The organism is Pseudomonas chlororaphis (genome assembly GCA_001023535.1).
GTDB lineage: Bacteria > Pseudomonadota > Gammaproteobacteria > Pseudomonadales > Pseudomonadaceae > Aquipseudomonas > Aquipseudomonas chlororaphis_E.
This window is the reverse complement of record CP011020.1, coordinates 223,665-248,729: the sequence shown is the minus strand read 5'-3', so window position 1 is coordinate 248,729 and position 25,065 is coordinate 223,665. Positions and strand designations below refer to the sequence as shown.

Annotated in this window: 6 protein-coding genes; 1 reads left to right on the top strand and 5 read right to left on the bottom strand. The window is 66.2% G+C overall.

Translation table 11 applies throughout. The features are described 5' to 3' along the window. Positions 1 to 9: 9 nt before the first annotated feature. The 5 genes from VM99_00970 to VM99_00950 all read right to left on the bottom strand — a co-directional run bounded on the left by VM99_00970 (position 10) and on the right by VM99_00950 (position 22,637). On the bottom strand, positions 10 to 13,971 hold the full coding sequence (locus VM99_00970) for a peptide synthetase (protein AKJ96693.1): 13,962 nt from the start codon (positions 13,969 to 13,971) through the stop codon (positions 10 to 12). A gap of 58 nt (positions 13,972 to 14,029) precedes the next feature. After that, the gene (locus VM99_00965) at positions 14,030 to 17,092 is read right to left on the bottom strand and encodes a peptide synthetase (GenBank protein ID AKJ96692.1); all 3,063 of its coding nucleotides are present in this window, start codon (positions 17,090 to 17,092) and stop codon (positions 14,030 to 14,032) included. Between the two features lie 112 nt (positions 17,093 to 17,204). Continuing rightward, positions 17,205 to 18,251, bottom strand: coding sequence for a taurine catabolism dioxygenase TauD (locus VM99_00960; protein AKJ96691.1), 1,047 nt, complete (start codon positions 18,249 to 18,251; stop codon positions 17,205 to 17,207). 17 nt (positions 18,252 to 18,268) lie between these two features. After that, entirely contained in the window at positions 18,269 to 21,697 is a 3,429-nt protein-coding gene (locus VM99_00955; protein ID AKJ96690.1) for a peptide synthase, read from the bottom strand. 7 nt (positions 21,698 to 21,704) lie between these two features. Next, positions 21,705 to 22,637 carry a SyrP gene (locus VM99_00950; protein AKK01656.1) on the bottom strand — a complete coding sequence of 311 codons (933 nt, stop codon included), beginning with the start codon at positions 22,635 to 22,637 and terminating at the stop codon, positions 21,705 to 21,707. Positions 22,638 to 22,930: 293 nt separating this feature from the next. On the opposite strand from VM99_00950, the gene VM99_00945 reads away from it, so the two are divergent. Further along, positions 22,931 to 24,994, top strand: a complete 2,064-nt coding sequence (locus VM99_00945) for an energy transducer TonB (protein ID AKJ96689.1) — start codon at positions 22,931 to 22,933, stop codon at positions 24,992 to 24,994. Positions 24,995 to 25,065: the final 71 nt, after the last annotated feature.

The following is a 25,065-nucleotide window of genomic DNA, read 5'->3' as shown; positions in this document are numbered from 1 at the left end:
CTGCGCCACTCACTGGCTTTGGGAGTTCGGTTTGGTCTTGAGCTTGCCCAGCAACTTGTCCAGGGATTTCTGGTTCAGCGCCTTGGCCAGCGGGAAGTCCGAAGGCATCAGTGCGCCGGCTTGCGGGTCGAGGCAGTGTTCGACCAGCGCTTGCAGGTGTTCGAGCAAGCGGGCGGGCAAGCGACTGTCGGTGTCCGGCGTGACGCTGTGCCATTCGACACGCAACACACCGTCCTCCAGCCAGGCCACCACTTCGCGGGCGTGAGTCACCCGGTTCGCCGGCGCCACGTCCGGCGGTGGTGTCAGGCCGCTGGCGCGTAACCAGCCTGCCGGTGCCTGTTCATGCCCAAGGTAGTTGAACAGCACATCGCCGTGACCGGCCGGCAGTTGACCGCGTTGGCGCAACAGGCCGTAGCCAAGCCCTTGGCCCGGCACCGCACGCAGCGCCTCCTTGGCCTGGCGGACCTGCTCGCCACGGGCGCCGCTGGCGCTGACCCGCAGCGGGAACAGCGTGGTGAACCAACCGACGGTGCGACCGACGTCCAGGCCGTCGAGGGGCGCATCGCGACCGTGGCGTTCGAGGTCCACGACGATGTCGCTGTGGCCGTTGGCCTCCGCCAGGGTGGCGGCCAGGGCGGCGATCAGCAGCTCTTCCGGTTGCGTGCGGTAGGCCGCCTGGGACTCGGTCAGCCATTGATGGGTGCGGGTCGCTTCCCAACGAGCCGACAGGGTCTGGCGTTCGGCGACTGTCGCCAGCGGCGCCGGGTTCGTGCCGACCTGGGTGCTCCAGTAGCGCTGTTCGCCGGTGACCTTGGCGGCGTGGGCGTGCAGTTGCTCGGACCACTGCCGGTAGGCGGTGGTTTTCGCCGGCAACGTCGGCGTCTCGCCGCGTTCCAGGGCTGCGTACAGCTGTTGGAAGTCTTCCAGCAGCGGGGTCCAGGACACGGCATCCACCACCAGGTGATGCGCCACCAGGTACAGGCGTTGCGGTTCACCTTCCAGCAGCGCGGCGGCAAACAACGGGCCGTGTTGCAGGTCCAGGCTTTGCGCGACCGCGGCCAGTTGATCGGCGTGAGTGCAGCAGGTCAGTTGTGCAGGCGCCACGGCGGCGATCTGCGCTTGCCATTGCACCTCGGCTTGCCCGGCGATCTGGCTGAAACGCAGGCGCAAGGCGTCGTGGTGCGCCACCAGCCGATCCAGTGCGGCCTGCACGAGGGCCGGTTCCAGGCGCCGGTCGCTGTCGGCCAGCACCGATTGGTTCCAGTGCGCGGGTTGCGGTTGCTGTTGGTCGAAGAACCACTGGTGCAACGGCATCAGCGGCATCGCGCCGGTGATCTCGCCCTGTTCGGCCTGGCTCAGCAGCGCGGTGGTCACTTGGGCCAGCGCCGCCGGGGTCGGCGAGCGGAACAGGTCGCGTGGGGTGAGCGAGTAGCCCTGCTCCCGCAAGCGGCTGATCAGCTTCAGGCCGAGAATCGAGTCACCGCCCAAGGCGAAGAAACTGTCTGTGGTGCCGACCTCACGGCCGCCGGTCAGGCTTTCCCCGAGCAGTTCGCCGAACAGTTGGCACAACAGGCTTTCCAGGGCGTTGCGCGGTGCGGCGTAGTCCTTGTGGGTTTGCGGCAACGGCAGGGCGGCGAGGGCCTTGCGGTCGATCTTGCCGTTGCTGTTGAGCGGCAGCGCCGGCACCTGGACCCACACCGCCGGCACCATGTAGGCCGGTAGCTCGGTAGCGAGCAGGCTATCGAGGTCCGATTGCGCGGTGGCGCTGCTGTAGAACGCCACCAGGCGGTTGTCGATCACCAGGGTGCAGGCCGCGGTGATGGCCGGAAGGTTCAACAGCGCCGCGTCGATCTCACCCAGTTCGATACGCTGGCCACGCAGCTTGACCTGATGGTCGAGGCGCCCGAGGTATTCGACGTTGCCGTCGGCGAGGAAGCGGCAGCGGTCGCCGGTGCGGTACAGGCGATCACCGTCGATGAACGGGCTGGCCAGGAAACGCTCCTCGGTCAGGTCCGGGCGCTTGAGGTAACCGCGGGCCACGCCGACGCCCCCGATGTACAGCTCGCCGATGCTGCCGATCGGCAACGGTTGCAGGGTTTCGTCGAGGATGTACAGGCGCAGGTTGGCGATGGGTTTGCCGATCGGCACGATCGTATCGTTCACCGAGCAACGCCACACCGAGACGTCGATGGCCGCTTCGGTCGGGCCGTAGAGGTTGACCAGGGCGGCCGGGTGTTGGCCCATGAAACGCCGCACCAGGTCCACCGGCAACGCTTCGCCGCTGGCGAACACCTGACGCAGGCTGTGGCAGTCGGCCAGGCTTGGCTCCTCGACAAAGGCGCGCAGCATCGACGGCACGAAGTGCAGCGTGGTGACCTGTTCCTGCTGGATCAACCGGCTGAGGTAGGCCGGGTCACGATGGCCGTCCGGACGGGCGACCACCAGGGTCGCGCCGGTGATCAGCGGCCAGAAGAACTCCCACACCGAGACGTCGAAGCTGTACGGGGTTTTCTGCAATACGCGGTCGTTCGGGCCAATCGGGAAGGCGTCCTGCATCCAGTACAGGCGGTTCATCAGGGCGCCGTGTTCGTTCATCACGCCTTTCGGCTGGCCGGTGGAGCCGGAGGTGTAGAGCACGTAGGCCAGGTCGTTGGCCTGCACACTGATCGGTTCGAACGCAGGCGCCTCGGGCAGGGCGTCGAGGGTCCAGGCCGAATGCCCGGCCGGCAGTTTCGGCAGCCACTGGGCTTGGGTCAGGGTGACCTTGGCGTCGGCGTCCTCGATCAGGAACGCCAGGCGCGCGGCGGGCAGGTCCGGGTCCAGCGGCAGCCAGGCGGCGCCGGCGTGGACGATGCCGAGCAGGGCGACGACCATGTCCACGGAACGCTCCATGCACACCGGGACGATGGTGTCGGCGCCGATGCCGGCTGCGCGCAGGGCACGGGCAACGGCTTGGGCGCGCAGGTCCAGTTCGGCGTAGCTCAGGCGTTGGCCTTCGAACACCAGCGCCGGGGCGTTGGGGCTCAGGGCCGCTTGCTGGCTCAGGGCGGTGTGCAAGTCACGCGGGCCGCTGTAGTGACGCTCGGTGGCGTTCCAGCGGTCCAGTTGCTGCTGATCCTGCTGCTGCGGGAACAGCTCGATCAGCGTGCGTGTCGGCGCCGCCACCCATGCATCCAGCAGCGCACACCATTGCGCGCTCCAGCGTTGCATCGTCGCTTCGTCGAACAGCGCTGCCTGGTACTCCAGCGCCAGTGTCATGTCGCTGCCGTCGTCCTGGACTTCCCAGCTCTGCTCGAACTTGGCGTCGATCACTGGCAAGGCCTGCTCTTCGACGTTCAGCTCTGGCCACTGGCGGCTGTCCACCCGACCGTAGTTGAGGGAGAACAGCACCTGGAACAGCGGCGTGCGGTTCAGGTCGCGGTGTTGGGCGACCGCGCCAACCAGGGTGGCGAAGGGCAGGTCGGCGTGCGCTTGGGCCGCGCGCAGGTCGGCTTCGAGGTGGGCGAGCAACTGTTCGGCCGGGGCACGCGGATCGACTTCGCTGCGGATCACCAGGGTGTTGACCAGGCAGGCGAGCAGCGCCTGGGATTGCGCCTGTTCACGCTGGTCGGCCGGGGTGCCGAGACGAATCTCGCGCTGGCCGCTATAACGCGCCAGCAGTGCACTCAGGGCCGCGGCCAGGACCACGTACGGGGTCGTGCCGCGCTGGCGGGCGAACTGGCGGATCGCCTCGGCCCGCTGGGCGCCGAGGCTGACGATCAGTTGGCGGGCTCGTCGATCCGCTTCGGCGCCACGAGGATGGTCCACAGGCAGGTCGAGTTGATAGTCGTCCTGGCCCAGGTGGTTTTTCCAGTAGTCCAGGCTGGCATTGCGTCGGGCCTGGGTGTCCGGGTGTTGTTGCCACAGGGCGAAGTCGACGTAGTCGATGTCCAGCGGCGCCCAGGTCGGCGATTGCCCTTCGAGACCGGCAGCGTAGGCCTGGGTCAGTTCATCGATGAGCAATTGCATGGCCCAGCCGTCGGTGGCGCTGTGGTGCAGGCAGACCAGCAGGAGATTCTCGTCGCTGCCCTGGCGTTGCAGCAGGTGCGCCCGCCAAGGCGCGGCGCGGGCCAGGTCGAACGGGCGCATCAACTCGGCCTGGGCCGTGGCGCAGGCGCCGGCCCAGTCTTGGGTGGTGACGGACGTGACCGTGAGCGCCGGCCCATGGTCGTCGATCAGCAGTTGCGGCTCGCCTTCGACCTCGACAATGCGGCTGCGCAGCACCAGGTGACGTTGGCTGACCTGTTCGAACGCTTCGCCCAGGACGCTGACCTGAAGCGCGCCGCGCAAGGTCAGGGCGAACGGCATGTGGTACTCGCGCGAATCCGGCACCAGGCGGCTGAGCAGCCAGAAGCGTTTTTGCGCCAGGCCCAACGGCAGTACGTCCGGACGTGGCTGCGGCGTGATCGACTCGCCTGGCAATGCGGCGCGCAGGTGTTCGGCCAGGGCCGCCACCGTGGGCTGGGCGAACACCAGTGCCAGGGGCAAGGCTACCCCAAGGCGCTCACGTACCCGGCTGACCAGGCGCGTGGCCAGCAGGGAGTGGCCGCCGAGCTGGAAGAAGTGATCGTCGACACTGACGCAGTCGCACGCCAGCACTTCGCTGAACACTTCGCAGAGCACGGCTTCGGTGGCGTTGCGCGGTGCCGTGTGAGGGCGTTCGCGCTGGCTTTGCGGCAACGGCAGGGCGGCCAGGGCCTTGCGGTCGAGTTTGCCGTTGCTGTTGAGCGGCAGGCGTTCGAGCTGAACGAAGAGGCCGGGCAACATGTGCGCGGGCAGGCTGGCGCCCAAGGCGCTGCGCAAGGCGGCTTCATCCGCGTCACCGCACCAGAAGCTCACCAGGCGTTGGTCGAGCAGCACGGTCGCGGCATCGCGAACGCCGTCCTGGGCCAGCAGCACCGCGTCGATCTCACCCAGCTCGATACGCTGGCCCCGCAGCTTGACCTGATGGTCGAGGCGCCCGAGGTATTCGATGTTGCCGTCGGCGAGGAAGCGGCAACGGTCGCCGGTGCGGTACAGGCGATCACCGTTGATGAACGGGCTGGCCAGGAAACGCTCCTCGGTCAGGTCCGGGCGCTTGAGGTAACCGCGGGCCACGCCGACGCCACCGATGTACAGCTCGCCGATGCTGCCGATCGGCAACGGTTGCAGGGTTTCGTCGAGGATGTACAGGCGCAGGTTGGCAATGGGCTTGCCGATCGGCACGATCGTATCGTTCACCGAGCAACGCCACACCGAGACGTCGATGGCCGCTTCGGTCGGGCCGTAGAGGTTGACCAGGGCGGCCGGGTGTTGGCCCATGAAACGCCGCACCAGGTCCACCGGCAACGCTTCGCCGCTGGCGAACACCTGGCGCAGGCTGTGGCAGTCGGCCAGGCTCGGCTCCTCGACAAAGGCGCGCAGCATCGACGGCACGAAGTGCAGCGTGGTGACCTGTTCCTGCTGGATCAACCGGCTGAGGTAGGCCGGGTCGCGATGGCCGTCCGGACGGGCGACCACCAGGGTCGCACCGGTGATCAGCGGCCAGAAAAACTCCCACACCGAGACGTCGAAGCTGTACGGGGTTTTCTGCAATACACGGTCGTTCGGGCCAATCGGGAAGGCGTCCTGCATCCAGTACAGGCGGTTCATCAGGGCGCCGTGTTCATTCATCACGCCTTTCGGCTGGCCGGTGGAGCCGGAGGTGTAGAGCACGTAGGCCAGGTCGTTGGCCTGCACGCTGATCGGTTCGAACGCAGGGGCCTCGGGCAGGGCGTCGAGGGTCCAGGCCGAATGCCCGGCCGGCAGTTTCGGCAGCCATTGGGCTTGGGTCAGGGTGACCTTGGCGTCGGCGTCCTCGATCAGGAACGCCAGGCGCGCGGCGGGCAGTTCCGGGTCCAGCGGCAGCCAGGCGGCGCCGGCGTGGACGATGCCGAGCAGGGCGACGACCATGTCCACGGAACGCTCCATGCACACCGGCACGATGGTGTCGGCGCCGATGCCGGCTGCGCGCAGGGCACGGGCAACGGCTTGGGCGCGCAGGTCCAGTTCGGCGTAGCTCAGGCGTTGGTCTTCGAACACCAGCGCCGGGGCGTTGGGGCTCAGGGCCGCTTGCTGGCTCAGGGCGGTGTGCAGGTCATGCGGGCCGCTGTAATGATGCTCGGTGGCGTTCCACTCGACCAGTTGCCGTTGGCGCTCGGCCGTTGGCAGTGGCGACCAGTCGCCAAGACGGGTGCGGGGGGCTTCGAGCAGGGTCTCAAGCAACTGCTGCCACTGTTCCAGCCAGCGCCGGGCAGTGGTTTCGCTGAACAGCGCGGTGCGGTACTCCAGCAACACCGACAGCACTTCACCGTCGTGCACTTCCCAGTTCAGGTCGAACTTGGTCGCCTGGGCGCTCACTGCCTGTTCGCTGACTTGCAGCGGCGACCACGACTGGCTCGACGCCTCGGCGTTCTGCATGGCGAACAGCACCTGGAACAACGGCGTCTGGCCGAGGCTGCGGGCCGGCTTGAGGTGTTCGACGACCTGTTCGAACGGCACGTCCTGATGCTGCTGGGCGTCCAGCACGGTGCCGCGGACCTGATTCAGCAGGCCTTCGAAATCCAGGTTCGGGTCGAGGTCGGCGCGCATCACCACGGTGTTGACGAAGCAACCGATCAGCGGTTGCAGCTCGGCGAACGGACGTTGGGCCACCGGGCTGCCGACCCGCACATCGCGCTGGTTGGCGTAGCGGCCCAGGAGCAGCTGCGCCGCCGCGAGCATCAGCATGTACAGCGTGGCGCCGCGTTGCTGGGCGAATTGCCGCAGGCGACCGACCAGGGCCGGTGGCAGTTGCCATTGCACGGCGCCGGCCGCTGGGGCGAGTTGGTCGGGACGACCGTGCTCGGTGGGCAGGTCCAGCAGGTAATCACCGTCCTCCAGCTGGTTGCGCCAGTAGTTCAACTGGCTGCTGAACGCGGCCTGCTGAGCGGGCTCGCGTTGCCAGAGCGCGTAGTCGGGGTATTGCAGCGCCAGCTCCGGCAGTGTGGCGCGGGTGCCCTGGCCATGGGCGCTGTAGCAGCGGCCCAGCTCATCCAGCAGGTTCTGGCTGGAGGCATCGTCGGTGGCGCAGTGGTGCACGCTGAGCAGCAACAACGACTGGGCGCGGCCGCTGCGTTGTAGCAGCGTGGCGCGGATCGGCTGTTCGCTGGCGAGGTCGAAACGGCGCCCGGTCTCGGTGTGGACGGCGGCGTCGGTCAACTGCTGCCAGTAAGCGTCGTCGGTTGCCTCCAGGGTGCTGACGCCCAAGGTGAGGTTGGCCTGGGGGTCGATGACCAGTGCCAACTCGCCGTCGTCGGCGCGCACGATGCGGCTGCGCAGGATTTCGTGACGCTGGGCCACTTGCTCAAGGGCTGCTTGCAGGGTGCGCGTGTCGAGTTCGCCGTCCAGTTGCACGGCGCTGACCACGTTGTACTCGCCACCGCCGGCACTCAATTGTTCAAGGAACCACAGGCGCTGTTGTTCGAACGACAGCGGCAGGCGTGCCGGGCGAGGCGCCGGTTGGAATGTCGCGGCGGGTGCTTGCAACGGGTCGTCCAGCAGCGCGGCCAGGGCTTGGAGGGTCGGGTGCTCGAACACCGCGCGCAGCGGCGGCACCGTGGCGAACTGTTGGCGCAGGCGGGCAAACAGCGCCGCCGCCAGCAGCGAATGGCCGCCGAGGTAGAAGAAGTGGCTGTCGCGACCGATCTGGGCCGCCGGCACGTTGAGCAGTTCCGACCACAGCGCGGCGAGTTGCTGTTCGGCGGCGCTGCGGGGCGGATCGAGGGCGTCCGGGGCGGCCTGGATGTCCGGTGCCGGCAAGGCCTTGCGGTTGAGCTTGCCATTGTCGGTCAGCGGCAGTTCATCCAGCAGCACGAACGCCGAAGGCACCATGTAGTCGGGCAGGGCGGCGCCGAGGGTCTTGCGCCAGGCATGGATGTCGGCCTGTTCGTCACAGGTCACGTAGGCCACCAGGCGCTTGTCGCCGGGCACGTCCTCGCGGGCCAGCACCACGGCCTGGCGCACGCCCGGCTGGGCGCCGATCAGGGTTTCGATTTCCCCCAGTTCGACGCGGAAGCCACGGATCTTGACCTGGTGATCCATGCGTCCCAGGTATTCGAGCTGGCCGTCGGGCAACCAGCGCACCAGGTCGCCGGACTTGTACATCCGGGCGCCTTCGACCGGCGAGAACGGGTCGTCGATGAACACCTTGGCGGTCTGCTCGGCGCGGTTGAGGTAGCCCAGGGTCACGCCGGCGCCGCCGATGTGCAGTTCGCCCGGTACGCCCACCGGCATCGGGTTGAGAAACCCATCGAGGACGTAGGTGCGCACGTTGGCAATCGGCCGGCCAATGATCGGGCGCTGGGGGAAATCATCGACCGCACAACCGGTGGCGTCCACGGTGCATTCGGTCGGGCCGTAGGTGTTGAAGAAGCGGCTGCCGGCAATCGATGGCAGGCGTTGCCACAGTTGCGCGTCCACCGCGTCGCCGCCGAACAGCACGAAGCGCGGCAGGTACACCTCGCCACGGCGCACGCCGTCGCTTTCGAGCAGGGCCTTGAGTTGGGCCGGAGTGCATTCGAAAGCGTCCAGGCGGGTTTCGGCGAAGAACTGCGCCAGCGCCTGTGGGTCGTAGCGCACGTCTTCCGGGGTCAGGTACAGGCTGTGGCCGTCGAGCAGCAGGATGAGCTCGGCCACCGAACTGTCGAAGGCGAACGAGTAGTTGAAGCTGGTGCGCATCGGCTGGTCGGTGTAGCGGCGATACAGGCCATGGATGCGCGCCCAGGCCAGGTTGACCACCGAGCCGTTGGTGACCAGGGTGCCCTTGGGCTTACCGGTCGAGCCAGAGGTGTACATGATGTAGGCCAGGTCGTTCGGCCCGGCGAGCGCCGGCAGGTTGTCGTCCGGCAGGTCGGCCAAGTGTGCCGCGTCGCTGTCCAGGCGCAGGCGGGGCAGGTCGGCGCCCAACTGCTCCAACAGCCCTTGTTGGCCGAGGAACAGCGCCGGTTGCGCGTCTTCGAGCATGTACGCCAGGCGATCCACCGGGTAGGTCGGGTCCAGCGGCACGTAGGCGCCGCCGGCCTTGAGGATGCCCAGCAGGCCGACCAACAGGTCCAACGAGCGCTCGACACACAGCGCCACCGGACGATTGGCGACCACGCCACGGCTGCGCAGGTAATGGGCCAACTGGTTGGCCCGACGGTTCAACTCGTCGTAGCTCAGGCGGCGGCCCTCGAAGCACAGTGCATCGCGCTCCGGGGTCCGCTCGGCCTGTTGTTCGAACAGTTGGGTGAAGGTCAGGTGGCTGGGCACCTGCATCTCGGTCCTGTTCCACTCCACCACGGTGCGTTGCCATTCTGCATCCATCAACAGCGGCAAGGCTGCCACCGGGCGTTGCGGCTCGGCGAGCATGTGTTCGAGCAGGTGCTCAAGGCGGGCGAGGGTCTGGCGGGCGCTGTCGGCGGTGAACAGGTCGAGGGCGAACATCAGCTCCAGCTGGATCGGCGCATTGGCCGGGCACAGCACGTGCAAGTCCAGGTCGCATTCCGAGTGCCGCAGCGGCGTGTCCAGTGCTTCGAACTCCAGCCCGGGGAAGCGCAGCCGCGATTCCATGGCCAACTGTTGCGCCACCATCACCTGATACAACGGCGCGTGGCTGAGGCTGCGGGGCAGTTGCAGGCTGTCCACCAGTTGCTCGAAAGGCAGGTCCTGGTGTTGCAGGCCACTGCGCAGGCGTTCGGCCACTTGTTTGACCAAGGCGGTGAAGTCTGCCAGGGGGGCAAAGTCGGCCCGGATCGCCAGGTTGTTCAGCAGGATGCCGAGCAGGCCTTCGGTGCCCGGTTGCTCGCGATGGGTCACCGGGGTGCCGACCAGCACCGTGGCATCGCCGCTCAGGCGGTGCATCAGCACGGCGAAACCGGCGAACAGCACCGTGAACGGCGTGGTGCCGAGACGGCTGGCAAAGGCTTGCACTCGGCCACTGAGGTCGGTGCTCAGTTCACGCTGGACGATCCCGGCGCGGTAGCTTTGCACCGACGGCCGTGGATGGTCGGTCGGCAGCGCCAGCAACGGGCTGCCTTCGCTGTCGCGCCGATCCAGGGTGGTGGTCCAGTAGTCGAGCTGGCGCTTGAGTTCGGTGCCTTGCAGGTGTTCGCGCTGCCAGAGGGCGAAGTCGGCGTATTGCAGCGCCAGGTCTGGCAGTTGGGCGGCGGCGCCGTTGCAGCGGGCTTCATAACCCAGGGCCAGTTCGCGCAGGGCGATGGTGGCCGACCAGGCGTCCGACACCAGGTGGTGCAGGGCGATGCCCAGCACGTGTTCCTGCGGCGCCAGGCGTAGCAGGCGTGCGCGCAGCAGCGGCGGGGTGGCCAGGTCGAACGGCTGCTCGAAGGTGTCTTGCAGGGCCGTGAACTGCGCGCCCTCGCGCGCCGTGGTGGAAAGTCCGGAAAGGTCGTCGAAGGGCAGGGCGATGGTCAGCGACGGGCTGATGCATTGGCTCGGCACGCCGTCGCGGCTGTCGATGCCGGTGCGCAGGATTTCATGGCGCGCCAGCAGGTCATTCAAGCTGGCGTGCAGGGCCTCGACATTGAGCTCGCCCTTGAGGTGCAGGGCGAACGGGATGTTGAACAGCGTCGTGCCCGGGGTCAGTTGCTCGATGAACCACAGGCGTTGCTGCGAGAACGACAGCGGCAGCAAGGCCGGGCGCGGTCGGGCGGTCGGCGCCGCGAGGGCGGTGGCCTGCGGCGCGGCGGCGTCGGCCTGGCGTGCGGCGATGGCGTCGGCCAGTAGGGCCACGGTCGGTTGTTCGAACAGCGTGCGCAGCGGCAGCTCCAGTTTGAAGTGGCTGCGCAGCCGCGCGACGATCTGGGTCGCCAGCAGCGAGTGGCCGCCGAGGGTGAAGAAGTTGTCCTCCACGCCAATGCTGTCGCGCCCCAGGACCTCGGCCCAGATGGCGGCCACGGCGCTTTCCAGCGCGTTGCGCGGGGCGATGCTTTGCCGGGTGTCGACCTGCCAGTCCAGCTCCCGGGCGGCCAGGGCCTTGCGGTCGACCTTGCCGTTGTTGTTCAGCGGCAGGCGTTCCAGGCAGACGAACGCCGCCGGCACCATGTACGGCGGCAACTGCGCCCGCAGGTGGTCGCTCAGCCCATCGCTGCCCAGTGTGTCGTCATGGGCCGACCAGTACGCCACCAGCCAGGCTTCGCCCGCGGTGTTTTCCCGCAGCAGCACGGCGGCTTCGCGCACGTTGGCATGCTGGGCGAGGCGGTGTTCGATTTCGGTCAGTTCGATCCGGTGGCCGCGCAGTTTTACCTGCTGGTCGCGTCGGCCGAGGTATTCGATCACCCCGTCGGCACGCCAGCGTCCCAGGTCACCGGTGCGGTACACGCGAGCGTTGAGTGATGGGTGGTCGATGAAGGCATCGGCGGTGCGCTTAGGGTCGTGCAGGTAGCCGCGGCCGACACCGACGCCACCGACGCAGATCTCCCCGGCCACGCCGACCGGCACCGGGCGCAGGCTTTCGTCCAGCACATACAGGCGGTTGTTGGCGGTCGGCTGGCCGATGGGCATGTGGCTGACGTTGGCATCGGGTGCGGCAAAGATCGGCTGGAACGCCACGTCGTCGGCGCACTCGGCCGGCCCGTAGGCGTTCATCAGGGCAATGTCGGGGAAGCGCGCGAACCAGTCCCGGGCCACGGTGGGCGGCAGGGCTTCACCGGTGGGCAGGACCCAGCGCAGGTCGGGCAGTTGCAGGTCGCACGGGCACAGGGCGAGCAAGGTGCGCATCAGGCTCGGGACGATTTCCAGCACGCTCAGGCGCTCGCTGGCGAGCACGTGCAGCAGGCGCTGCGGGTCGTGGGCGATTTCGTCCGCAAGGATGTGCACGGTGGCACCGAGCACCGGGGCGGCGAGGAACTGCCACACCGAAATGTCGAACGCCACCGAGGCGGTCTGGGGAATCCGGTCCTCGGCACCCAGCCCCAGGGCCGGGACCTTGCCGAAGATGTTGTTGAGCATGCCGCGCTGTTCGATCATCACGCCCTTTGGCGTACCGGTCGAACCCGAGGTGAACAGCACGTAGGCCAGGCTCTGCGGACGACCGAGCAGGGGCAGCGGCGCGTCGTTGCAGGATTTCCAGCAGGCTTCGGCGAACAACGCCGCAGGGGGTTGGTCGAGGCCACTGAGCAAGGGCTCGAGCAAGCCGCCGGCCGCTTCGCTGACCACCAGCAACGGCGCGCGGGCCAGGCCGAGGATTTCCCGCAGGCGCTCGGGCGGGTGGTTGACTTCCAACGGCAGCATGGCGGCGCCGGCCTTGAACACGGCGATCATCATGGTCAGGAGTGCCAGGCCACGGGGAGCGACCAGGGCGACCAGTTGATCTTCTCCGGCACCGGCGTCGCGCAAGGCGTGGGCCAGGCGGGTGGAGCGCCGGTCCAGCTCGGCATAGGTCAGCGACTCGTCGTCACAGCGCGCGACAACCTGATCACCGCGCTGGGCGACCTGGGCGGCGAACAACTGGGCGTAGCTCTGGTCGAGGGGGAAGTCGTGTGGGTTGACCGCCCAATCGCCCAGCAATTGCTGGCGTTCTTCGACGGCCAGCAGTTCAAAGCTGCCCAGGGGCGCGTCCGGCGCCGCCAGCATGCCTTCGACCAGGCTGGCGATATGCCCGAGCAGGCGTTGCACGGTAGACGCTTCGAAGCGTTCGCGGTCATAGGACACGCGGATGCCCAGTTGCTCGCCGGGCAGGATCACCACGGTCAGGCCGTAGTGGGTGTGCACGCTGTGGTCCATGCCTTCAAGGCTGAACTGGAAGCCGCCCTCGAGGATTTGCTCGTCGATGGGCGCGTTTTCAAACACCAGGATGCTGTCGAACAGGGTTTCGCCGCGAGGGAAATCGCTCCAGCCCTGGATGTCGGTCAACGGCGTGTGCTCGAAGTCGCGCATGTCGACGTTGAGCCCCTGCAGGGCACCCAGCCAATCGCCAAGGGTAGCGTTCGGGTCAACCGAGACCCGCAGCGGCAGGGTGTTGATGAACAGGCCGATCATTTCCGCCACGCCGGTCAGGTCCGCCGGACGGCCGGCCACGGTGACGCCGAAGACCACGTCCTGCTGCCCGCTGTAGCGCGACAGCAGCAACGACCAGACGCCCTGGAAAAACGTGTTCGGGGTGATCCGGCGGCTGCGGCAGAACGCGGCCAGCGCCTGGGTCTGCGTGGCGCTGAGGTGAATCAGTTGATCGTCCACCAGCACCGCGTCGGTGTAGCGGTCGCGGGCCACGCCGTTGTCCACGGTCAATGGAGTGGGCGCATTGAGGCCTTGCAGTTGGCCACGCCAGAACTGTTCGGCCTTGCTCGCGTCCTGGCGTTGCAGCCACTGGATGTAGTCGCGAAACGGCCGTGGGCTTTTCAGCTCGGGAGTGCGGTCGTTGCACAGCGCTTCGTAGACCTTGAGGAAGTCCACCGTCACCAGGGAAATGCACCAGGCATCCATCAGGATGTGGTGGAAGCTGCGAATGAATTCGTACGACTCGTCGGCCAGGCGCACCAGGCGGAAGCGAATCAGCGGTGGCTTCGACAGGTTGAAGCCGACTTTCTGCTCGTCTTCGAGCAGGGTGCGGATGCGTGCCTCCTGTTCGTGAGGGGCGAGGCCGCGCAGGTCGAGGGTATCCAGGGGCACCTTGACCTCGCGGTGGATCACCTGCACCGGTTGCTTCTGGCTTTTCCATTGGAAACTGGCGCGCAGGGACGGGTGCAGCGCCACCACCTGGCGCCACGATTCGAGAAACAGGGCTTCGTCGATGGCCCCGCCGATGCGGTAGCGATCCTGCATCAGGTAGACACCGGAGTCTTCGTGGAGCAGGGAATGGAACAGCATCCCCTGTTGCAGCGGCGACAGCGGGTAGATGTCTTCGATCGGGTTGCCGGTGGTCTTTGCGGTGGTCATTGAAAGCGTCCTGCGTAAAAAGGGGCGACGGTGATGGCCTGGCGACGGGTGAAACCGCTCACAGGTCGGCCTCGTTCAGTTCAGCCATCAGCGCTTGCATTTCGTCATCGGACAGGCCCGAGGCGCTGAACTCGGTGCTCTGGGCGAGCGGTTCGGCGGCGGACTCGGCCAGCGGTTGCGCGACGTCGGCCATGGCGGCGATGGTCTGGCGCTCGAAGACCTGCTTGGCCGAGAGCGCGATGCCTTGCTCGTGGGCCTGGGCCACCACTTGCAGGCTCAGGATCGAGTCGCCGCCAATGGCGAAGAAGTTGTCGGTGACACTGACCGACGCCAGTTTCAGCACCTTGGCAACGATGGCTTGCAAGGCGGTTTCCATGGCGTTGCGCGGCGCCACATGAGTGCTTTCGTCGAACTGATCCGGGTCGGGCAGTTGCCGGGCGTCGAGCTTGCCGTTGGGGGTGCGCGGAAAGGTCGCCAGGGTCAGCACCCGGGCCGGCACCATGTACGAGGGCAGGCGTTCGCCCAGGAAACGCTTGAGCGCTTCGGAGTCCGGTGCATAGCCGTGGGCGGCGAGGATGTAGGCCAGCAGGCGCTTGCCGGCGGCATGTTCCTGCACGATCACCGCGGCTTCGCGCACGTCGCTGTGAAGGCACAGCTGGCGTTCGATTTCACCCAGTTCGATGCGGTAGCCGCGCACTTTCACCTGGTGGTCCTTGCGCCCGAGGAACGCCAGGCGCCCGTCCGCCAGCCAGCAGGCCAGGTCGCCGGTGCGGTAGGCGCGGGTGCCGTCGGCCAGGGTGACGAAAGCCTTGGCGGTTTCGTCGGGTTTGTTGCGGTAGCCGCGGGCCAGGGTCGGGCCGGCGAGGACGATCTCGCCCGGTTCGCCGATGCCGCAGGCCTGGTCGAATTCGTTCAGCAGGCGCAGGTCCATGCCGGCGATGGGGCGGCCGATGCTGACGCTGCGGTTGGGCTCCAGCACGTCGTAGCTGGCCCAGACCGTGGCTTCGGTGGGGCCGTATTCGTTCACCAGGCGCGCCTGGGGCAGGGCCTTGTGGTGCTGGCTGACCAGCGTCGGCGGGCAGGCCTCGCCGGCGACGATCCAGCATTGCAGGCTTTCGCTGCCACCGGCCCGTTGCAACTGCTCCAGCAACGCTTGGTAGAGCGACGGCAGCGACAGGCCGTGACTGACGTGATGCTGGGTTACCAGTTGCGCCAGGCGCGCCATCTCCAGTTCTTCCCCTGGCGCCGGCAGCACCAGTCGCCCGCCTTGGGCCAGGGTCCAGAAAATCCCCGCGACCGAGCTGTCGAAGGCAAACGATGACAGCAGCAGGTAGGCGCGCACTGGCGTTTCATAGGCGGCCATGCGCACCTGGGTCGAGAAACTCAGCGCGCCGTGGCTGATTTCCACGGCCTTCGGAGCGCCGGTGGAACCGGAGGTGTAGATCAGGTAGGCGAGGGCGTCCGGGTCCGGTTGGGGCAGGGGCGGCAGGTCGGCGTGGCCTTGCTCTTGCAAGTCATCGAGGACGAAGCGTTGCAGGCTGGCCGGCACGCTGTTGGCCAGGTCGGCGCTGACGACGATGTGGGCGATGGCGCTGTCGGCGAGCATGTAGGCACGGCGTTCGGCCGGGTACGTCGGGTCGATCGGCACGTAGGCGCCACCGGCCTTCAACACCGCCAGCATGGCGACGATGGCGGCGTTGCCACGGGGGAACAGGATGCCCACCGGCACGTCGCGACCGATGCCGGCAGCCACCAGTTGATGGGCCAGGCGCGTGGCGCAGGCATCGAGGCGGGCGTAGCTGAGGTCGCCGGCCTGGTCGCTGAGGGCGATGGCGTCCGGTTGCTGGCGAACCTGGCGGGCGATGAGTTCAACCAGCGTCACGGGTTCGATCACCGGCAGGTGGGCGCCGGTATCCAGCAGTTGCGATTGCAGTGGGCCGCCCAAGGGCAATTGCGCCCAGGCTCGCTGCGGTTCGGCCAGGGCGCCCAGCAGCAGTTGCAGCCACTGCTCGCCGAGGCAGCGCACGGCTTCGTCGCTCAGCACGTGGCGATCGTACGTCAGGTCTGCCAACAGTTGGCCGGGCAACTGGCGCACGTTCAGACAGGCCTTGAGCGGGTTCATCCGCGCGTCGGCGTAGCGTTCCCGGGCGTCGCCCGAGCGCCATGCGAAGGCGTAGCCGGTGCTGAAGCCCTCGGTGTAATAGTCTTGCCAGCCGGTGCCGTGCTCGACGCTGGCGCGTACTTGCTGGCTCTGTTGGGCCAGGGTGGCCTGGGCATCCAGGTCGATGTTCAGGGGCAGGCCCTGTTCGAACAGGCCGAGGGCGCTTTCCAGCTCGACGCCACGGCTTTCATGGATCAGCGTGACCGGGACCTGTTGCTGGCCCGCCAACCGGCCGAGCACCGCTGCCCAGGCCGCCAATAGCAGGTCTGCGTTCAGGCTCGGGTGACGGCTGAGGTCGTCCGGCAGCGCCAGCGTGTGCCGTGCTGGGGCAAAACCGCTGCCGCAGGGCGCCTCAAGGGACAGCTGCAAGGTGGGCTGCTCGGTCTGGCCCAGGGTTTTCCAGAAGCGCGTGCCCGGGTGGTCCGGTTCGTCTTCAACCAGGCTCCAGCGCCATTCGGCGTAGTCGGCGTACTGCAGGGTCTCGGACAGGTCCGGCGGAGTGTCCTGCAACAGGGCGTTCGCCACCAGCCTGAGGCTGGCGAGGTCGAAATGGCTGCTGGCGCCGGCCAGGTCCAGCACGGCGCGGTCATCGGACAGGTGCACCACGGTCACGGCCAGCGGCGTGGTCCAGTCCCGCGGCTGCGATGCCAGGCGCGCCAGTTCGGCCTCCTGCTCGGCGACAGGACGTTGACGCAGGTCCACCGACGTCACCGCCAGCGAGCCGCTGTCGTCGATCACTTGCACCGGGTGGCGCAGGCCGGGCACCGGCATCAGGCGCGTGCGCAGAATCTCGCAGTCGGCCAGCAGCGTGCGCAGGCGGTTGTCCAGCGCGTCGACGTCCGTCGGGCCGGACAGCGTCCATTGCAGGTGACAGCCGTAAGGGTGCGCGGCGACGCCATTGAGGTGTGGGTAGAGGGCTGCCTGTTGCGGCGAGATACGAAAACCTTGAAGTCCGCTCATGTTCAACTCGTCTGGAAAGGGGGCTTGGATCGGGGTGACACCGCGCCCGCCGGGGCTCGCTGACCGAGAGTCGAGCGAGCCGCTGGCAAGCGGTGGGTGGACCCGTTGGAAGTCAAACGGCGACGTCGCTCGACAGCAGGGCTTCGGCCATGCCGGTCATGATTGCGCGCTTGCCGGTAAAGGGTTCGCGACCGTGCACCGCGAGCATGTTGTCGATGAACAACACGTCGCCCGGCTGCCAGCTGAATCGCACCAGCGAGTCGAGGTAGGCCGCTCGCAGCGACTCCAGTACCTGCGGCTCGATCGGTTCGCCGTCGCCGTAGAAGGTGTTGGTGGGCAGGTCCAGGTCGCTGAAGTTGCTTTGCAGCGAATCCCGGATGCGCGGTGGCAGGGTGCTGATGTGGAAGAAGGTCGCGTGGTTGAACCAGACTTCTTCGCCGGTGCGCGGATGACGCACCACGGCCGGCCCGCGCTGACGGGTGCGCAGGCGATTGTTGTCCTTCCATTCCACTTCGATGCCGACGCTGGCGCAGTAGGTTTCCACTTCGCTGCGATCTTCGGACTGGAACACGCTCTGCCAGGGCAGGCCGAAACCGTCGCCATAGTTGCGCACGTACAACACGCCTTTTTCCCGGAAGCGTGCTTCGATTTCCGGGCTGATGCGGGCCTTGACCGCGCGGGTCGAGCCGATCGGCGTTTCGCCACCGGTCTCGGAAGCGAGCTGACAGTAGAAGAACAATCGCAGCGGGAAGCGTGGCGAGTAAGAGTGTTCGTTGTGGGGGAAAATCATCTGGTCGGCCGGGTAGTCGGTCGAGGTGTAGATGTTGCCGCCGACCCGGGTTCGGGGCGAGGCGCGGAACATGTATTCGAGGGCGCCAGGGGAGAGCGCGGCGATCACCTGGTCGAACTGCTCGACCGACGCCACGTTGAACCCGCGAAACAACAAGGCGCCGTACTGCAGCAGTTTTTTCTCCAGAGACTCGCGTTCGCGGGCGGCCCAGGCGACCAGGTCAACGCCGCTGACCGCCGGTTCGATCACCAGCGGCAGGGCGTGTTCGGGGCTGAGCAGGCGCTCGGTGACCAGTCGCTGTTCCGAGACGTTCATGGCTTTGCGACGCACGGCGCCTAGGGCGCGGGGCGATGGGGGCACGATAGACATAACGGCATCCGACTCGGTTAAAGGGGCATGGAACGACGTTTGGCTTGCAGCATCTGGCTGCGTCCGGTCTGCGCCTGGGCCTGCTGGCGCTCACGCTGGAACGCCTGGTCCCAGGCGTCGACGCGCGCAGCCAGCGCCGGCAGCGGCTCTTCCAGCTGCTGGCGGGTGTCTTCCAGCAGGCGCGTCCACAGGTGTTGCAGGCGCAAGGCACGGTCCTGGTCGAAGTATTCGCCGCGGTACTTGAGGGTCGCTTCCAGGCCATCGGTGCCGTGCACCAGGTCCAGCACCAGGTGAAAATCCCCCGGCGCCTGCGCCACTTCCAGCGTGTCCAACTGCGCACCGGCGATGCTGGCGGGTGTGACGCGGGACGGTTGATAGTTGAGCTTGACCTGGAACAGCGGCGAGTGGCCGGGCAGGCGTTGCGGCGCCAGGGCCGAAACCACCAGGTCGAACGGCAGGCCCTGGTGGGCATACGCCAGACGCGCTTCATCGCGGACCCGCTCAAGAAAACCGGCCAGCGTCGGCTCACCGTGCAGGTCGCAGCGCAGGGTCAGTTGGTTGACGAAGAAACCGATCACGTCTTGGTGCTCCGCCAGGGGGCGGCCGCTGACGTCGGTGCCGAGCAGGAACCGTTGCTGGCCGCCCAGTTGCTTGAGCACCAGTTGGTAGTGGGCCAGCAACAGCATGAACAGGGTCATGCCGCGCTCGCGGGCCAATGCCGAGAGTTGTTCGCAGGTGGCCTGGGGCACGTTGAAGTGCAGGCTGTGTTCACCCTGGGCCTGGCCGCTGCCGCCCAGTTCGAGGCTTTGCGGCAGGCCGGCCAGGTGGGCGCGCCAGAAGTCCTGCTCGGTGGCGATCCGCTGTTCGCTCCAGTGGGTCGCTTCCCACTGGGCGAAATCGAGGTATTGCACCGGTTGTTGGGCGTTTGCTACACCGGCCAACTCCGCCAGCAGCACTTGCGCCGAACGCCCGTCAAAGGCGATGTGGTGCAGGGTCAGCAGCAGGTCGTGTTGCTGCGCGTCACGGCTCAGCAGTTGGGCGCGCAGCAGCGGCCCCTCGGTGAGATTGACCGGGGTGGTGTGTTCGCGTGCCAGGGCGTCGCGCAGCGCTTGCCGTTGCTGCGCCTCACTCTGCCCTTGCAGGTCGTGCCAGTCCAATGCGACCGGCGTGGCGGGCTGCACCTGTTGCTGCGGGCCGTCGATGCCATCGCGGTAGACCGTGCGCAATACGCTGTGTCGGTTGACCAAGGCGCTCAAGCGCTCGGCCAGCACCTCGATTTCAAGTGGACCTCGCAGGCTCAGGTGCAGCACCAGGTTGTGCCGGGTGTCGTCCGGGTTGAGTTGGCGCAGGAACCACAAGCGGCGCTGGGCGAAGGATTGGCGATGTTCGCTGGCGTTGTCGCGCGCCGTCGAGGGTCGCTCGGCCGCTGGCGGCTCACTGAGGAAATCCAGCAGGGCCTTGGCCCATTGCGCCAGGGTCTGCTCGCCGAACAGGTCCTGGGTGTCGAGGTTCCAACCCAGGTCCCGGTGCAGGCGTGCGGCGAAATCGGCGACGCTGATGGAGTCCAGTCCCTGGCCTACCAGGCTCTGTTGGAAATCCACGGCCAGGTACGGATTGACCTCGTGCAAGGTCTGCGCGAGCCATTGGCGGCAGGCGCTTTGGGCCTCGTGTTTCGACGCCTGGACCAGGGCCTTGAGCTGGCCTGCATCAAGGGTTTCACGCGGGGAAGGCGCCGGCCCGCCGCTCTGGGCGATGATGCTCAACGTGCCCGCCGCCAGTTGCTTGCGTGCGCCCTGGCGGGCGATCTTGCCGCTGGTGGTCATCGGGATGGTGCCGGCTTCCACCAGCACGATCTGGTCGATGCCACAGTCGGCGGCTTCACGCACGGCGTTCTGCATCGACGCGAACAGCGCCGGATGCCGCGCCGGGTCGACGAACTTGCGCTGCGGCTCGGCGACGATCACCAGTTTCTCGCGGCCCAGGACCGGGTCCATTTCCGAGAACGCGGCGATGCGCCCGGTGCGGATGCCGGGCTCGGCATCGGTGATGGCGAACTCGATGTCGTGGGGGTAGAGGTTGCGCCCGTTGAGGATCAACAGGTCCTTGAGCCGTCCGCAGATCACCACCTGGCCTTTGTGCATGAAACCCAGGTCGCCGGAGCGCAGGTAGTGCTCGGAGGAACCGACGATCTGTGCTTCAAAGGCTTCGCGGGTGGCCTCGGGGTTTTTCCAATAGGACTCGGCGTTGCTCGGGCCCTTGAGCCAGACTTCGCCGATGCGATCAGCGGCGCAACGCTCGTGGGTCTGCGGGTCGACGATGGCGATGCTGTGCAAGGCCTGCGGGAAGCCACAGGCGACGAATTCGACGGCGGCGGCATCGGCGTTCGCCAGGGCCGCGCGGCCGGTTTCCAGCACAGCCTTGTCCAGGCGCAACACCACCGGCAGCACATCCGCCGGGGTGGCGCTGACACACAGCGTCGCTTCGGCCTGGCCATAACCGGGGCTGATCGCCAGCGGGTTCAGCCCGCAAGCGGCAAAGCGCTGGGCGAAGGCATCCAGAGTGCCGGGGTGGATCGGCTCGGCGCCGTTGATGGCGTGTTTCCAGGCGCTCAGGTCGAGTTGGGCGATCAGGTTGTCGCTGACCACCCGGTTGCACAGGGCGTAGGCGAAATTGGGGGCGAAACTCACGGTGCCACGGTAGCGACTCAAGGCCTGCAACCAGGTGGACGGTGCGTTGACGAAGGTCTGCGAAGCCATCAGGTAGCAGGGCATGCCACTGTAGAGCGGCGCCAGGAGGCCGCCGATCAGGCCCATGTCGTGGTACAGCGGCAGCCAGTTGACCATGGCGCCGTGCTCATCGAAACCGTAGGCCTGGCGCATCAGCTCGACGTTGGCGATCAGGTTGCGCTGACGCACCTCGACGCCTTTGGGCGAGCCGGTGGAGCCTGAGGTGTATTGCAGGAAGGCCACGGTCGAACCGTCGATGGCCGGGCGTTGCCACTGGCTGGCGGCTGGCGTGCCCAGGTGCTGGACCGTCAGCACGTCGACCCGGCCTTGCACCAGTTCTCGCAAGCCTTCGCAATGCTCCGCCGGGGCCAGGATCAGCGCCGGCTCGGCGTCCATCACCACGTTTCGCACGCGTTCGAGGTGACGCGGTTTACGTGACGGCGGCGGGAACAGCGGCACCGCGATCATGCCTGCGTACAGGCAGGCACAGAATGCGCGGGCGTAGTCGAGGCTGCTGGGCTGCATCAGCAACACCCGGTCACCCGGCGCGTAGCGTGCCTGCAACGCGGCGGCCAGGGACTGGGACTGCTCGTGCAATTGGGAAAAGGTCAGGGTTTCGCCGATCTCTACGCCGTCCGGCAAAAAGTGCAGGGCTGCACGCTCTGGAAAATGCCGGGCGTTGGTCTCCAGCACTTCGATCCACTGTTTGAATGAAAACATCTGCAATTCACGCCATGGCCACGATGACCTTGCGGTCACCGGTATAAGGATTGCGACCGTGTGCCACCAGTCGGTTATCGAGCATCAGAACGTCGCCGGGCTGCCAGGGGAAGCTGATGGCGGTCTGGCGATAGACTTCGCGCACGGTGTCGAGCATGGCGTCGGGGATGGCCGAGCCATCGCCGAAATAGACATGGCGCGGCAGGTTCTCTTCACCCACCGCCGCCAGCAGGCTGGCGCGCACGCTCGGCTCGATGGCCGACACATGGAACAGGTGCGCCTGGTTGAACCAGACCCATTCGCCGGTATCGGGGTGCTGTTGCACCGCCGCGCAGCGCTGGCGGGTGCGCAGGTCGCCGTCGGCTTTCCATTCCCACTCGATGTCGTTGTCCTGGCAGTAACGCTCGACCTGGGCCCGGTCCTGGGTGTTGAAGACCTTCTCCCAGGGCAGGTCCAGGGCGCCGCTGTAGTTGCGCACGTAAAGCAGCTCGCGGCGGGCGAACAGCTCACGGATTTCGTCGGGCATGCGCTGGTAGATCAGGCGGCTGTCGGCGATCGGCGTTTCGCCGCCGGTCTCGCTGGCCTTGATGCAGTGGAACCAGATGCGCGAAGGCCAGGGCCGGGTATAGGCCTGTTCGTTGTGCAGGGGGATGAACTGGTGGGCCGGGTATTCAGTGGAGCTGTAGACCCCGGCAAAGACTTTACTGCGGGGCGTGGAGCCGAATTCGTAGCTGGCCAGCGGTGCGCCGAAGCTGGCGGCGAAGCGCTTGAAATCGATCGGGGTGGGCACGCCGAATCCGCGAAACAGGACACCGCCAACGGTCGCCAGCAGGTGGGGCAGGCGTTCGCGAATCGAAGCTTCCAGGTCGTGGATCGACTGCCCTGGTGTGGCCTGTACCAGCACGGGTAACGCCGTTGCGCTGCCATCCGTGCAAGCCAATGGAACAGGCTCGGAACGCCCGTTCAGGTGTTCGATTGAGGTCATCCTTGCGCATCCTCTTATAGCTTTTTCGACCCGTCACGACCGGAACAGCAAGGCAGTGGTCGCAGATGTAGGACGGGTCTGTAAATGTATGCAAAACAATACAGGACGGCATATTAGGTACAAATGAGAGAGATTATCAATACTATTTATTTAAATAATTTTTTGGATTAGACTCCGCTCCGCTGGCACCGAACAGCCTTCAGCCAGCTCGAAGAAAACCAAAAATATCTGTCGCAGGGGAGCGGGGCGTGAATTTCAAAAAGACTACAATTGCGTTGGCTGTGGGGTCGGCGTTGGGCCTGAGCAGCGGTGCGTGGGCGGCTGAAGAGGCCGGCAAGATGGAGATCGCTCCGATCACCGTCACCGGTGAAAAGATTGACCGTACCCTGGACCAGACCCAGTCCAGCGTGGTGGTCATGACTGACAAGACCCTGCGTGAACACGGCGACAAAGACCTGGTGGATGTGTTTGCCCGCACGCCAGGCGTCTACAGCCAGGCTGGCAACGAAAACTGGGGCATTCGTGGCGTGCCGGTATCCGGTTTCGATGACCAGGGCCCGGCGGCCCTGAACGGTGCGGTGTCGGTGTATGTCGACGGTGCCGTACAGCCGAACCGCGCGCTGACCTTGAGCCCGGTTCCGCTGTGGGACGCCGAGCAGGTCGAAGTCTTCCTCGGCCCGCAATCCACCACCCAGGGCCGCAACTCCCTGGCCGGTGCGGTGGTGATCCGCACCAAGAATCCAACCTTCGAACCAAGCTTCTCGGCGCAAACCAACGTTGGTAACTACGGTGAGCATGGGGCCGCGGTTGCCGGTGGCGGCGCCATCGTCGACGACAAGATCGCCGGTCGTATCGCCGTGGACTATTCCGACGGTGACGGCTACATCCGCAACACCACGCTCGACAAGGATGCCAACCCGCACCGTACCAGCAACGCCCGCGGCAAATTGCTGATCCTGCCCAATGACGACACCGACGTCCTGCTGACCTACGCCCACAACGAACACCGCCAGGGTGATCGCTCGACCATGCGTGGTTCCGACGGCAAGCCCAGCTATTACGACATTTCATCCAACACCGAAGCCTTCGACAACCTCAAGCAGGACACCGTCAGCGCCAAGGTGGATCATCGTCTGAACGATGCCTGGTCGTTGACGAGCATGACCGCCAACACCAGCTCGGACTACAGCAACCGCCTGGACTTCGATCAGAATGCCGTGGACAACGAGGTCGTTCTGCGTAAACAGGACGGTAACCTGTTCAGCCAGGAGTTGCGTCTGAATTACGACTCGGACACGGTGAAGAGTTTCATCGGTGCCTATTACGGCCACAACACCAACAAGTTCCATGACCGGCTGTTGTTCGACAACGTGCTGGCTCGCACGGTCAAGGGTGATACCAAGATTGAAAACAAGGCGGTGTTCGGTGAAGTCAACTGGACGTTCGCGCCGCGCTGGACATTGATCACCGGCCTGCGTTACGACCACGAGACGAACGATACCGACATCGAGGCAGACGGCCGTTTCGTTCCCGAGAAAATCAAAAAGTCGTTTGATGCCGTGTTGCCGAAACTCGGTATCGACTACGAGCTGGCAACGGATCAGTACCTTGGCTTCATGGTGCAGAAGGGTTATCGCGGCGGCGGTGTCAACCTGCGCTCCGGTAGCGGTCACCAAGCCTACGACCCGGAATACACCACCAACTACGAGCTGTCCTATCGCGGTTCGTTCTTCGACAAGAGCCTGCGTGCCCGCGCCAACCTGTACTACACCGACTGGAAAGATCAGCAGGTCAGCGTTCGGCAGCCCGGCAGCACCGTCATTGATATCTACAACGCCGGTCGCAGTGACATCAAGGGGCTGGAAGTCTTCGTCGAGAAAGACATCACCGAGCAGTTGACCCTGAATTTCGGCGGCGCCGTTACCGATAGCAAATACAAGGACTTCGTTGCTGACAATGGCCAGGACAGGAGCGGCGAGTCGTTCCTCTATTCGCCGAAATACAAGGCGTCGGTGGGCGGTGTCTATCGCTTCGATGATCGCCTGATGTTCGGCACGGACATTGTCTATCAGAGCACTGCGCCCTCGGAGTACGAGTTCGACTCCAACGGCAAGGTCAGTGGGGAGCGTAAGAGCGACGCTTATGTGCTGGTCAACTTCAATACCGAGTACAAAGTCACCAAGAATGTCGCTGTGTCTGCCTACGTCAAGAATGCGTTCGACAAGGAATACATCACCAACAACCGCGACGACACCATCATCGACGTCGGCGCACCGCGCACGGTGGGGATGATCCTGCGCTACGACATGTAAAACCGAAGGCGCGGGGAGGCAATCTCCCCGCGCTCGAGGGTGCAGGTCAGCGATGTGTTTCCAGGCTGCAG